General features: G+C 61.4%; 13 protein-coding genes. 5 read left to right on the top strand and 8 right to left on the bottom strand.

From position 1 onward, the window contains the following. Nucleotides 1–38: 38 nt before the first annotated feature. A complete protein-coding gene (locus tag HWY05_RS02915; protein WP_035558140.1) occupies nt 39–977 on the top strand; it encodes an AraC family transcriptional regulator in 939 nt (312 codons plus the stop codon). Between the two features lie 13 nt (nt 978–990). Here the strand turns inward: HWY05_RS02915 and HWY05_RS02910 are convergent, their stop codons facing one another. The 6 genes from HWY05_RS02910 to HWY05_RS02885 form a co-directional block, all read right to left on the bottom strand. Then, nucleotides 991–1446: a DUF3331 domain-containing protein gene (locus tag HWY05_RS02910; RefSeq protein WP_244146471.1), complete on the bottom strand. Its 456-nt coding sequence runs from the start codon at nt 1444–1446 to the stop codon at nt 991–993. A gap of 70 nt (nt 1447–1516) precedes the next feature. Then, complete coding sequence (locus tag HWY05_RS02905; RefSeq protein WP_244146470.1) at nt 1517–1933, bottom strand: DoxX family protein; 417 nt, start codon at nt 1931–1933, stop codon at nt 1517–1519. 80 nt (nt 1934–2013) lie between these two features. Further along, complete coding sequence (locus tag HWY05_RS02900) at nt 2014–2895, bottom strand: DNA-binding domain-containing protein (protein WP_176057332.1); 882 nt, start codon at nt 2893–2895, stop codon at nt 2014–2016. 7 nt (nt 2896–2902) lie between these two features. Continuing rightward, nucleotides 2903–3880 carry a hypothetical protein gene (locus HWY05_RS02895; RefSeq protein WP_176057331.1) on the bottom strand — a complete coding sequence of 326 codons (978 nt, stop codon included), beginning with the start codon at nt 3878–3880 and terminating at the stop codon, nt 2903–2905. Beyond that, nucleotides 3877–4818, bottom strand: coding sequence for a DUF692 domain-containing protein (locus tag HWY05_RS02890; RefSeq protein ID WP_176057330.1), 942 nt, complete (start codon nt 4816–4818; stop codon nt 3877–3879). The genes HWY05_RS02895 and HWY05_RS02890 overlap by 4 nt, the downstream gene beginning before the upstream one ends. 65 nt (nt 4819–4883) lie before the next feature. Further along, the gene (locus tag HWY05_RS02885) at nt 4884–5216 is read right to left on the bottom strand and encodes a DUF2282 domain-containing protein (RefSeq protein WP_035558133.1); all 333 of its coding nucleotides are present in this window, start codon (nt 5214–5216) and stop codon (nt 4884–4886) included. Between the two features lie 330 nt (nt 5217–5546). Between HWY05_RS02885 and cynS the strand changes: the two genes are divergently transcribed. From cynS to HWY05_RS02865, 4 genes are all read left to right on the top strand, one after another. Next, a complete protein-coding gene (cynS, locus tag HWY05_RS02880) occupies nt 5547–6017 on the top strand; it encodes a cyanase (protein WP_035558130.1) in 471 nt (156 codons plus the stop codon). A gap of 280 nt (nt 6018–6297) precedes the next feature. Further along, nucleotides 6298–7008 (top strand): HD domain-containing protein, encoded by a 711-nt coding sequence (locus HWY05_RS02875; RefSeq protein WP_035558128.1) that lies wholly within the window; start codon nt 6298–6300, stop codon nt 7006–7008. Between the two features lie 69 nt (nt 7009–7077). Further along, nucleotides 7078–8523, top strand: a complete 1446-nt coding sequence (locus HWY05_RS02870; protein ID WP_176057329.1) for a catalase — start codon at nt 7078–7080, stop codon at nt 8521–8523. A gap of 547 nt (nt 8524–9070) precedes the next feature. Then, nucleotides 9071–10087 carry a hypothetical protein gene (locus tag HWY05_RS02865; RefSeq protein WP_176057328.1) on the top strand — a complete coding sequence of 339 codons (1017 nt, stop codon included), beginning with the start codon at nt 9071–9073 and terminating at the stop codon, nt 10085–10087. An 83-nt stretch (nt 10088–10170) separates the two neighbouring features. On the opposite strand, the gene HWY05_RS02860 is transcribed toward HWY05_RS02865, so the two are convergent. Beyond that, nucleotides 10171–11154, bottom strand: coding sequence for a LysR family transcriptional regulator (locus HWY05_RS02860; protein WP_176057327.1), 984 nt, complete (start codon nt 11152–11154; stop codon nt 10171–10173). 208 nt (nt 11155–11362) lie between these two features. After that, nucleotides 11363–11782 (bottom strand): DUF302 domain-containing protein, encoded by a 420-nt coding sequence (locus tag HWY05_RS02855; RefSeq protein WP_176057326.1) that lies wholly within the window; start codon nt 11780–11782, stop codon nt 11363–11365. Nucleotides 11783–12021: the final 239 nt, after the last annotated feature.

Raw genomic sequence — 12021 nt, 5'->3', positions numbered from 1 at the left:
GCATTTCGGCTCGAAGCAAGCAGATCCGGCACTGTGACATGTCAACGATTTCTCAAACCGCGGATAAACCTGTCACCATCGACGAGATCGTGCATGTCTTGTCGCATCGTCCCACGGCGACCACGCGCGAGCGGGAGTGGCCAGGCGTCACGGTCGACATGTACGCTCCGCTCCCCGACGTATCCGAGCGCTATCCCGCGCTCGATCATCATCTGATCTGCTATTGCCCGACCGGCAGCGCGCGCCTCGTGCAGGGCCGCGACGGGACCGTCCACGAAAGTCTGGTTACGGCAGGCGTTTCAATGCTCATGCCGGCCGGATACGACTCGTTGTGGGAGGGGAGTGCCTCCGCAACGGCAAGATTGCGTATTCCGACCGCGCTGATCGAGTCGGCCGCCGAGCAGATTGGCCGCCGTAGCACGTCGCAGATCGAGATTCGGAATGTGTTCGAGACGAAAGATCCCATCATCGAACACATCGCGCAGGTGCTGATCGGCGAACTGGACCGGAAGGCGCATCCCGCGCAGACGCTCATTGTCGATCAGATGTCGTTTGCGCTCGCGGCCCACCTGCTTCGTAGTTACAACGTCTTTGAAGCCGTTGTACCGCAGGTTTTGCCGGCGTTGAGCCGGGTCGAAGTGGCGCGGATCACCGCGTATGTGGAAGAGAATCTCGATCGACCGATCGGGCTCATTGAACTTGCCGGCATAGTGAACGTAAGCCGTTTCCACTTTACGCGCCTGTTCAAGCAGAGCACGGGAATGACGGCGATCGGCTTTGTCGAACAATGCCGGATTCGTCGCGCGCAATCGCTCATTCTGGAAACCGCCATTCCGCTTTCGGAAATCGCACTCATGACGGGCTTTGCGGATCAGAGCCACTTTACCCGGCGTTTTCACCGTCACGTGGGCTGCACGCCGGCTGCGTTCGCGCGGGAAAACGGCAGGCGGCGTGCGATGAAAGGCGCGCGCGAATAACGTCGAACCCTGCTTACTGCGCGAGTAAATCGCACGCCTCCTGAGCGGTTTGCTCGACTGCCGATGCGAGGATCATCGAGTCGCCATTGATCGGCTTATAGCCACGGGCCCAAGGCCGAAAAACTGCGTCGCCGCGACGAATCCGCAAACCGCTTAACGCGCAAGTCGCCCCGGCCCGCGCCGTGACGGCTTTCCACAATTGCTCGCCATAACACCCGGAAGTCGCGTCGCGCCAGCAGACCGCGATCGCCGAACTCGAATATTTCTCCACGATGTGCAGATGGACAGCCCGCTCGCGGAGCACGCGAGCGCGTCGCTTGCCACGGGTGGCAACATCGGTGCGCTTGCCACAACCGTGCGCGTCCGCGCCGGAAACGGAACGGGAATCGCAGCGCGGTTTCGGCAACTGCATCCGCATGAGCAAGTCGAGAGAGTACTTCCACGCATCGGCGGTCTCGGGGTGGTCCATTGTTTCTCTCTGGAAAGAATCTAAACGCGAGTCGTGCGGATTGACCGGCGCAATGGCATTGATGCGATCGTCAGCTATCGCGTGAATAGAACCAGCGGCTTATCAGACGATCCAGCGACACAGGTCCCGCACCGAGCGCCATGATCGCCACGGCGAGCGCCGCCCAATAGAGATGGAAATTCGCCCAGCCATCGGGGAAGACCAATTGGATCACGCCGGTCATGACCAATAACGCCAAGGCCGCGAACCGGGTCGCGAATCCGAGCACCAGCAGAATAGGGAAGGTTATTTCCGCCACGGCCACCAGAAGCGCGACCGTGTCGGGTGCCGGGAAACCATAAGCGCCGCCGAACACGTGAACCTTGAATTGATTCTCGAACAGGTAAAGCGTGGCAGGCGAAATGGACAGCAGGCCGTCCCATCGCGTCAGACCGGATCGAAAGAACGGTAGCGCGAGGGCGATTCGCAGCATGGGCGGTGCAAGCATGCAGCCGAGCGCCTGAATGTGCTCCAACGCCGTGCAAATCAGCAGTTCGAAGCGGCCCTTGGTCCGTGCGCTAATCTGATTCATGCGACCCTCTCGGTGGGGCTGAATTCGGCGGCTTCCTGAAGACGCCATCCGACGATCGCGTTGATCGCGAACAGGTCTCGAAGGGTGCCGGCCAGATCGAAATTGGCGTCTTCGTCGAAAGCGAGGGTCGTCGCTTCGGCGACCGACGCGTGCGCCGCAACGCTCTGGATAAAAGTCGCTGCGCTTGCCGGCACCTGGCGAACCTCCACTTCGGCAAGCGGGCGTACGACGAGGGCATTTTCGCTGCCGCTGGATAGGTCGATAGCGGTGGGCTCACCGCCGTCGATGTTCATCTGCCATATCCGCACGGCGGGAAACGACGACCGTACGACGCGTAACGAAGGATGCAGCGCAAAGACGACCTGAGGCAGGCTTTGCGAGTCGATCGTGGCGAGTCGCGCGGGGTCGATCGGCAGCGCCTCCGCGGCGTGATATGCCTCGACCCACGCCCGTTCGAGTCGGGCGACGTCGGCCAGATACGGCACGCTATTCGCCGGCTCGAATCGTTCGATGAACGCCGCGAACGTTTCGCCATAGTTGAGCATGATGGGCGACCTCGGCGGCTCGAGTGCGACGTAGACGCGCGCCATCGCCGCGAAGAAGTCGTCGCCGACAAGGCGGCACACGGCAGGATAAGCCGCCCGTAACGTCTCGACGAGGCCAACCACGACGTTGTTCCGATAGACGTTAAAGCGCTTTTCGCTGGGTTCGCGATCGGGGCCGACCAGGCCGGGAGGAACGGGGCTACCCGAATCCAGTAGCGCCGCAGCGAAGTGCCTCTGCCGGTCGCATAAGCAATCGGGCAGCAGACCCGCGCGGACGTCGGCTCTGCCGCTCGACGCTTCAGCGGATGCCTGGAACAAGTTTTGGTGTGCCATTACGCGCTCAGGTTCGTAGCGGGCGTTGAACGACATTCGTCCACAACTCGCGAAGACTGTCGACACCGCCAGCCGTTGAACTCCAGAGCGTCGTATCGCTAACGAGCAGGCTGCCGGCGAACGTATCCGGTCGAGACTGCAGGAGGGCATCGAAGGTCGAGCGGTTAGCGGTGAACGGATGCGGCGGCGCGTGGAGATCGATTCGCTGACGAACCAGTACATCGAGTTTTTCGACGGCCTCGCCGAGTCGTTCGAGCTGCGGTAAATGCGCGTGCAGATTGAACGTGCCAACTCGTTGAAGCAGGCCCAATCGATCGAGTGCCGTATCCGCTTCGATTGGCGTTGGCGTTCCATCCGCTTCAGCCAACGGCCTGAGTCCGAAGCGGTTTTCCACCGGTACGCCAAGGGCCGCAAGCAACGAGCGCGCGAAGCCGCCGAACCGTTGCCGCGGTGGAATCGTCGTGTCGCCGTGATGATGAAATTCGGCGATCTGACGATCCAGTAACTCGTTTTCCGGCAGCCCCGTCACATCGCCGATATCGTGGTGCGGGCAGATGAAGGCGAGATGGTCGGCTTGTCCGAGGAAGGCGCGCAGCGCGTCGATCTCATCGCTGCCCGCCGTTTGAGCGGTGCGCAGCGAGTCGAAACTGATGACGATCAGCGTGTCGACGCCGTTCAGAAGATGCGCGTCGAGCGGCGTGAGGGTGCCGTCGTCCGCGACGCGCTCGATCTCCATCACGCTCTGGCCCGTCAACGCCGCCGCCAGTTCGACAAAGGCGGTGAAGTTGCGCTTCATGATGTGGTCGAGGAAGCCGGTGATGCTCTGATCGAACACGCGCGGGTCGGAGAATTCATGGAATCGCGGGAAACCCATCCTGCGACTTTCGAAGAGCGCCGGAAACCGGTCGTCGATTACATGGAGCGGCGCGCCGTTCTCGCCTGGCCGGCTCCACGCGTAATACACCAGGACTTGTCGCTTGATCATGTTGTCTGCACCTCTGTGTGTGGGTGACGCGTGGCGATGAATGGCGGCCGGCTGCTTACGTGGTCGATACCGACCGGTAGCATGACGGTCTGAACGACGCTGTCGGCGCGCTCGGCTTCCGCCTTGAGCGTCGGCCAGTCGGGTAAGTTCGCGTCCCATTCGATCAAGGTGGGAAGGGGACCGGTCCGGCGGATCGCCCGTGCGAAGAGTTCCCACACGATGTCCGCAATGCGACGATCGTGTGTATCGATCAGCAGCGGACGGTTCTTTTCGTCTGCCTCGCGCGTGTGACCGGCCAGATGAATCTGTTGCACGGCCGCGAGCGGATAGTTGTCGATATAGGCCAACGGGTCCCACTGCTGGTTGATCGACGCGACGTACACGTTGTTGATGTCGAGCAGAAGACCGCAGCCGGTGCGCTGTGCGACGGCGGCAATGAAGTCGGTCTCCGAATACGTGCTTTCCTCGAAAGCGAGGTACGTCGACGGGTTTTCCAGCAGCATCGGCCGGCCGAGCACCTCCTGCACCTGGTCGATGTGGTCCGCTACGCGCGCGAGGCTCTGGGCGGTGTAGGGAACCGGCAGCAGGTCGTTGAGAAAGCCGCAGTCGTGGCTGGACCAGGCCAGGTGTTCGGAAAACAGGCCTGGCGTATAGCGGGCCATGAGCGATTTGAGCCGCAGGAGATGATCCCGGTCGAGCGGCCGGTCCGCGCCGATCGACAGACCGACGCCATGAATCGATAGCGGGTAGCGCTCGCGTATGGCGGACAGAAAGCGGTGTGGCGGACCACCGGCGCCCATATAGTTTTCCGCATGAACCTCGAAAAAGCCGATGTCCGGCCGCGATTCGAGGATCGTGTGGTAGTGCTGCGCCTTAAGCCCAACCCCGGCGCGTTGAGGCAGGCTCTGTCGGGCGTCGTGCGGGAATGACTCTGACATGGCGAACCATTGTTGCGGTGAGCACTGCGAGGCCGGGCTCGACGAAGCCCGGCCGCCGATCGATGTTAGGCCTTCGGCGACAGGCTGCCGGGGCCGCTCGGTGTGGAGATGCCGGTGCAGGTTCCTTTGGGCACCAGCTTGAATGCGTTGCCCTGATAGTCCGTCGTGCTGGTGCCGGCGCAGGTGGTGCCCGCCCCTGCGTAGCAGTCGTTTTGCCCCTTCATTGCGGTGCCGAAGCAGGGCTCGACCTTGCCCGACTTCACGAGCGCCGTATGCTCGGCCTGAATCTTCTTCTGCGCCGCGGTGAATTCCTGTGCGCTGGCGGAGGTGGCCGTCAAGGCGGCGAGAGCGGCGGCGAACGCACCGACGACGAGAGTGGTGGTTTTGTAATTGGCCATACGATTTCTCCAACGTTGAGAGAGAGCAGCGATCTGGAGGCCCGGTGACCACGCTGATGCCGCGTGTACGGTATGAACAACGGTCGTGCCCGGCCCCGTTCTGGTATGCCAGCGATAGTGGGTCGCTGCACAGAGAGCATACGGAACCAGACCCGGCCGAAGATTGCACGGTCTTGTGCCATTTGGTACGGGATTGCGATCAACGCCCGGAACCGGGCGGGGCACGACAAACCGCTTCGTTTCGCTCGCCGCGTATCCTGATGGCTGTGCCACGCCTGCGCGGCTCTCCCTGGCTGCGTGAATCCTGTGTTTTCAACCGAAGGAACCATCATGATCCAATCGCAAGTCAACCCAAGCTCCCGCCAGAACCTGACCGATGTCGTCATCGAAGCGAAGATTCGCAAGAACCTGACGTTTGAAGAGATCAATGAAGGGACCGGTTTAAGTCTCGCCTTCGTCACGGCCGCGCTGCTCGGCCAGCATCCACTGCCCGCGGACGCGGCGAGGGTCGTCGCCGCCAAGCTCGATCTCGATGAAGACGCCGTGCGCCTGTTACAGACCGTGCCGGTACGCGGCAGTATTCCGGGCGGCGTGCCGACCGATCCGACGATCTACCGGTTCTATGAAATGGTGCAGGTCTACGGTTCGACGCTCAAGGCGCTCGTGCACGAGAAGTTTGGCGACGGCATTATCAGTGCGATCAATTTCAAGCTCGATATCCAGAAGGTCGACGATCCGGAGGGCGGTTCGCGTGCGGTGATCACGCTCGACGGCAAGTATCTGCCGACCAAGCCGTTCTGAGCGGGAAGCGAGTCGGGTCAAGTCGAGTCTAGTCGATGCGTCATAGCCGCCGAAGTCTGCCAGCCAGGCGAGGTGTTCCGCCTGGCAACTCGCCGTGCCAAAGCCCAATGGCAGCTTACACGGCAACGTTGGCAGACTTCAGCGGCCCATCTTCGTTGCCCGCCGGCGGCCGTTAGCCAATACTGGTTTCACCGCGAGGCCTGGACGCAAAACCACCGCACCAGGCGGACATCGGGAGGGCGTGCGTGTCCTCCCTCCACCCATCAGCGAAGGAACCGACATGACTAACACCATCATCGCAGGCATCGAAATACCCGACAGCGCCATTGCACGCGCCGCGACCGAACTGGTTCGCGATACCGAAACCGATCTCCTGTACAACCATTCGCGCCGCGTCTTCCTGTTCGGCGCGCTGAGCGGCAACCGCAAAGGCCTGAAGTACGACCCGGAACTGCTGTACCTCGGTGCGATGTTCCACGACATGGGCCTGATGCCGGCCTATAGCAGCGAGAGCTATCGCTTCGAAGTGGACGGCGCGAATGCCGCGCGCGATTTCATGACGCAGTACCGCATGAACGAGTACGACATCGAGCAGGTGTGGGCTTCGATCGCGCTGCATACGACGCCGGGCGTTCCCGAACACATGAAGCCGGTGGTCGCGCTCGTGACCGCCGGGGTCGAGATGGACGTGCTGGGTCTGACCTACCACGAGTTCAGCGACGATCAGCGCAACCAGGTGGTGGCCGCCCACCCGCGCGAAAAGACCTTCAAGAACGGCATTATCGACGCGTTCGCGCAAGGGACGATCAAGAAGCCCGAGACGACTTTCGGCAACGTCAAGGCCGACGTGCTGGAGCTTCGCGATCCGTCGTACAAGCGGCTGAACTTCTGCCAGATCATTCTCGGCTCGGCATGGGACGACAGTCGCGCCGACCACGCTCATCATGCCGGTTGCGCATGCACAGGCGGGGCAGCGGCACAGGGTGAATGACGCCAGCATTCGAACAGTCCCCACCGGTCATGACCACGCGTGTCATATCGGTTTGATACAGGATCTCCGATGAAAAAGCTCACTACCGCTTTCGGCGCACCCGTCGTCGATAACCAGAATATTCGCACCGCCGGTCCACGCGGCCCGGCGCTGCTCGAAGACGTATGGTTTCTTGAGAAGCTGGCTCACTTCGACCGTGAAGTCATTCCCGAGCGGCGCATGCATGCGAAAGGGTCCGGCGCATTCGGTACGTTCACGGTCACACACGACATCACGAAGTACACGCGGGCCGCGATTTTTTCTGAAGTCGGCAAGAAGACGGAAATGTTCGCGCGCTTTTCAACGGTGGCGGGCGAGCGCGGCGCGGCCGACGCGGAGCGCGACATTCGTGGCTTCGCGTTGAAGTTCTATACCGAAGAAGGCAACTGGGATCTGGTGGGCAACAACACGCCGGTGTTCTTCCTGCGCGATCCGCTGAAGTTCCCGGACCTGAACCACGCGATCAAGCGCGACCCGCGCACGGGGTTGCGTAGCGCGGAGAGCAACTGGGACTTCTGGACGCAATTGCCGGAAGCGCTGCATCAGGTCACGATCGTCATGAGCGAACGCGGCATTCCGAAGACGTTCCGCCATATGCACGGGTTCGGCAGCCACACGTTCAGTTTCATCAGCGCCGCGCACGAACGGTATTGGGTAAAGTTCCATTTCCGCTCGCAGCAGGGCATTGAAAACCTGACCGACGCGCAAGCCGAAGCGCTGGTGGGCCGCGATCGCGAAACGCACCATCGCGACCTGTACGAAGCGATCGAGCGGCGCGAGTTTCCGCGCTGGACGCTGTTTGTGCAAATCATGCCGGAGAAAGAAGCAGGCAGTTATCCGATCAATCCGTTCGATCTGACCAAGGTCTGGCCGAAGCGCGACTATCCGCTGATCGAAGTCGGCGTGATGGAGTTGAACCGCAATCCCGACAATCACTTTGCCGATGTCGAGCAGGCCGCCTTTGCACCCGCCAACGTGGTGCCGGGTATCAGTTTCTCGCCCGACAAGATGTTGCAAGGCCGGCTGTTTTCTTATGGCGACGCGCAACGTTACCGGTTGAGTGTCAACTATCACCAGGTGCCTGTGAATGCGCCGCGCGGTGCGAAGTACGTGCACAGCTACCATCGCGACGGGCTGTTGCGGGTGGATGCGAATACGGGCGGCGCCACGCCGTATGAGCCGAACACGCGGGGCGAATGGCAGGAACAGCCCGACTATCGCGAACCGCCTTTGTCGATAGAAGGCGCGGCCGATCACTGGAATCATCGCGTCGACGACGACTATTATTCGCAGCCGGGCGCGCTGTTCCGCAACATGACGGCCGTGCAGCAGCAGACGTTGTTCGATAACACGGCGCGTGCGTTGAATGGCGTGTCGAAGCCGGTGCAGCAGTTGCATATCGAGCATTGCAGTCAGGCGGATCCTGCTTATGGTGCGGGTGTTGCGGGAGCGATCGAGGCGCTTGAACGGGAGTGAGGGTGGCGAGGGAGATTTGTTTCTCCCTCGTTCGCCTGGAATAGCCGAGCGCGGGAAGGGGATTCATCGCTCATGACGCCAGGGTTCGATTCGACCCACAGGGGTGGTGGATCTTTTCCCATCTTGCACCCGACGAAACAACCTCGGACAACGCGGACCCACGCGTGACGGAAGTGTGGTTTCGCCCTCGTGGCAAGCGCCGACCTGGGTGAAATTGCGCCCATTGCACGGCGCGCGCGAGAGTCGCCGGATTGCGGCGTGGGTCTTGTGGAGCAAGGCGCGCGCCACATTGACGGCCAACTGGCACGAAGTTTGTTTGAAGGAGGGATGAGAGAAGCATTCGATCAGGCTGGGTCTGTTCGCCTTCTTCTTGAGCTTACCCACCTGACGCCAGGACAATCTCATGCGGCAATCCGATGGCAACGGAAGTAAAGGCCCGAAGCCGCTCAACGCAAAAGGCGATCCGGTCTTCCATCCGCCGACGCCCCGCTACGACCCTGGGCACGGAGCGGTCGGCAGCGGCAGGCCGCCGCCTCTCCCGATCGGTATGCATTCCAGCAGCCCGGTGCTGTCGCCGATGACCCCGCCGCCGCACAGCAGCCCCGAGCGTGCGGCCACACCGCCCGTCAACCGGTCGCAGAACAGTGCGGCGACGCTATCGCCGATGCGTTCTCCGCCGTTGAACCGATCGAGCGGGACTGGGCTGACACCGATGCAGCACAATCCGTCCAGCGGCTCGAACTCGCCGGTGCTGTCGCCGATGCTGCATCGGCCGTCGGGCAGCGAGGCTTCCGGGCCGCGTCCCGACCATGTCGCGATCGACCTGGCGCCGTCGCAACCGCTTCATCCGCCCGTGCAGCCGCTCGTGCAACAGGGTGGCCAACAAGCGATACAGCAGGTGGCGCAACAGCCCGCGAGCCCCGAAACCACACGGCAAAAAGCGGGCAAATTCGCGCCGCTGGTCGATGGCCTGGCTGCGGGGGCGTCGCTGGTGGCGTCGAGAGTCGTACCGGCTTCCGTCGCATCGACGGCAAGCGGCGCCGTAAGCGGGCTGTTATGGGGCGGCGCTGCGGGGTTGTCGGAGGCGAGCAATACGCAGCCCTCCAGCCGGCTGGCATCGTTCGGCAACTTCATGAACTTCAGCGCGGGGGCGTTGAGTACCGCGTCCGTGTTCAACACGGACAGCACCCAGACGAATCTCGGTTATGCGTCGTCGGCGGCGTGGGGCTTGAGCGCGGTCACCAGCATGGCGCACGCCGCGCTCGACGGAACGCGCGGCAGAGTCAGTCGCGGGCTGCAGATCGCGAGCGGCGTAGCGAATCTCGCGGCGGCCGGGTTGTCGGCGGCGTCCGTCCGTGCGTCGTCGGAGAACGATACGACGAGTGCGGCCTGGTACGGCACGGCGTCCTCGCTATCGTGGATGGCGGGTGCGGCGTTTGCCTACGGGTCGGCACGCACGGCGTCGAATCCGTCGCCTCGCGTGGTGCCGGCGCTGCCTTCCGAGTTGTCGTCGCTGCGGTCGGGGAGCGCTGGACGTTCGTTTGGGACGATACAGTCGGTGTAGGGGGAGACGCGATCAGCGCCGGATGAGCGACAGCCGCGAACGTATGTCGCTTTATCCATTCGCCAGAGCCTTTCTCGCGTTCCCTACGGGCTACACGTCTCAAGCTCGCGAGGTTGAAGAACCTCATCCGCGTTCTCAATCTGGGCAGACTGAATAAGGTTACGGACGGATAGTGACGGGTCACTACGATTCCGAAGACCCATCGTGTCACTGATGTAAGCAATCAGGCCGCGCACCCGCTCAGGAACGAACTGACGAGAACGATAGCTGATTGACACCGGCACTGGTAGCGATCTCCAGGCTTCAAAAACGGGGAAAAGCTCTCCGGCTTTCACGTGAGGATTCGCTATCGCGGACGAAAGCAAGGCAACTCCAAAACCTTGTACAGCAGCCGATGCAATGGCTTGCGGGCTCGCTGAGCGAAAACGGGAGCTGCAAGGAAGCACCAGGTGCCTTTCTGATCCACGGGCTATTAGATCCCAGTGGCTTCCGCCAGGTGACATGCGCTGTTGCGGAAGAAGGTCAGAAGGGAACAAAACACGGGTCTCCGCCAAAAATCGCTTGCCGCCGAAGAGCGACATGCCCAAAGAATCAATCTGCCTGGCAATGTAGACATCACGAACTTCGCTCTGCAACGAGATGGCTAGGTCTGCTCCAGAGGCGAGGGGGTCATCTCCGGCGTCGAAAAAATCGACGCTCACCGTCACGTTATCGTGGGAACGCATGTATTGATCCAGCGTTAACGACAGGGAGTCAAATCCAAGAAGCCTTTGTATCGCCACCCGCACCGTTCCGCTCATCGTACCGGCGCACGCTTCGCTGATGCCTTTGATCTCCGAATAGTTGTCGAGCAACGAGACCGCCCGGTTGTAGACCGACATGCCGACGTCCGTTACCGAAAGTTTTCGCGTTGTTCTGTGAAACAACCGGACACCTAGTTCCGTTTCGAGTTCCTGGATGGCACGCGTCACCGCACTGGGAGAGATGTTGTTTGCAGCGGCGACCCTCGAAAAACTTTTATGTTCTGCGACTGCCTTGAATAGCTCAAGACACTTGATCGTATGCATTTCATTTCTCCCGGTTGTGACGTTGCAATCTTGATGACAAGAATAGATGCGTACGCACTGCAGTCCCATTCTACGAACGACTAGCCGCGCGCCGTCTTTGGACAGGCGACCCTAGACGAACGTATGCCGTAGCAACGTGTGGTGGAAGGACGGGAGGGGTAAGGCGAAAGGCGACGCGCCCCGCAAAGCACGCGGGGCGCTTGCCTCTTCAGACGGTAATCGCGCTGCGCAGCATGTCGGGAATCTTCTCGAGCTTTTCGAACGAGGCGGGATCGAGTCCATAGCCATCGGCCAGAACCTGGGTCACGTCGAGGTAATCAACGTAGACACGTGCTTCGCTGTCCTCCCACACTACGGCTTTCAACGGCAATTCAACCGCGGCATGCGGATTCGCCGCCATGATCGGCGTACCTGCCGCGGGATTGCCGAATAGCAGCAAAACTGTCGGCCGAAGAACGGCGCCGGAACCTGCCGCCGCCTGCGCCTGGTCCACCTTGGCGAAAAGAGTGATATGGCGGCTCGCGAATGCGGCTTCGATACGAGCCACCGTGGTCGAAAAATCCGCGCTACTCGGCAAGCTGATCACGTAGGGCGGAAGTGCGAACGATTCAGCGGCGGAACGGGTCATAACCGGTAGCTCCCAAAATTGAAGAAAATCGCCGTGCGGACGACGAATGTCGCATCGCGCAGCATCGACTGGTCCCGGCGATAGCGCGCAAGTGAGCGTCCAGTGTCTCACGCGGCAAGTCATCCCAAACGCGAAAACGAGCCGGACCGATACGCATGGATAGCCTGGGTTACTCGAGTGACAAGTCATCTTTATTCACACTCATAGCGGCAATTGAGACGATCGAGCTAGTTTTCGAG

It is taken from the genome of Paraburkholderia sp. BCC1876 (assembly GCF_902833695.1).
Classification (GTDB): domain Bacteria; phylum Pseudomonadota; class Gammaproteobacteria; order Burkholderiales; family Burkholderiaceae; genus Paraburkholderia.
The sequence above is the reverse complement of the archived record's forward strand: the minus strand, read 5'-3'. Positions and strand labels throughout refer to the sequence as shown.

Bases quoted from the DNA above. Each gene is read 5' to 3' on its own strand.
- HWY05_RS02915 (WP_035558140.1), top strand. From the start codon at position 39: ATGTCAACGATTTCTCAAACCGCGGATAAACCTGTCACCATCGACGAG.
- HWY05_RS02910 (WP_244146471.1), bottom strand. From the start codon at position 1,446: ATGGACCACCCCGAGACCGCCGATGCGTGGAAGTACTCTCTCGACTTG.
- HWY05_RS02905 (WP_244146470.1), bottom strand. From the start codon at position 1,933: ATGCTTGCACCGCCCATGCTGCGAATCGCCCTCGCGCTACCGTTCTTT.
- HWY05_RS02900 (WP_176057332.1), bottom strand. From the start codon at position 2,895: ATGGCACACCAAAACTTGTTCCAGGCATCCGCTGAAGCGTCGAGCGGC.
- HWY05_RS02895 (WP_176057331.1), bottom strand. From the start codon at position 3,880: ATGATCAAGCGACAAGTCCTGGTGTATTACGCGTGGAGCCGGCCAGGC.
- HWY05_RS02890 (WP_176057330.1), bottom strand. From the start codon at position 4,818: ATGTCAGAGTCATTCCCGCACGACGCCCGACAGAGCCTGCCTCAACGC.
- HWY05_RS02885 (WP_035558133.1), bottom strand. From the start codon at position 5,216: ATGGCCAATTACAAAACCACCACTCTCGTCGTCGGTGCGTTCGCCGCC.
- cynS (WP_035558130.1), top strand. From the start codon at position 5,547: ATGATCCAATCGCAAGTCAACCCAAGCTCCCGCCAGAACCTGACCGAT.
- HWY05_RS02875 (WP_035558128.1), top strand. From the start codon at position 6,298: ATGACTAACACCATCATCGCAGGCATCGAAATACCCGACAGCGCCATT.
- HWY05_RS02870 (WP_176057329.1), top strand. From the start codon at position 7,078: ATGAAAAAGCTCACTACCGCTTTCGGCGCACCCGTCGTCGATAACCAG.
- HWY05_RS02865 (WP_176057328.1), top strand. From the start codon at position 9,071: ATGCATTCCAGCAGCCCGGTGCTGTCGCCGATGACCCCGCCGCCGCAC.
- HWY05_RS02860 (WP_176057327.1), bottom strand. From the start codon at position 11,154: ATGCATACGATCAAGTGTCTTGAGCTATTCAAGGCAGTCGCAGAACAT.
- HWY05_RS02855 (WP_176057326.1), bottom strand. From the start codon at position 11,782: ATGACCCGTTCCGCCGCTGAATCGTTCGCACTTCCGCCCTACGTGATC.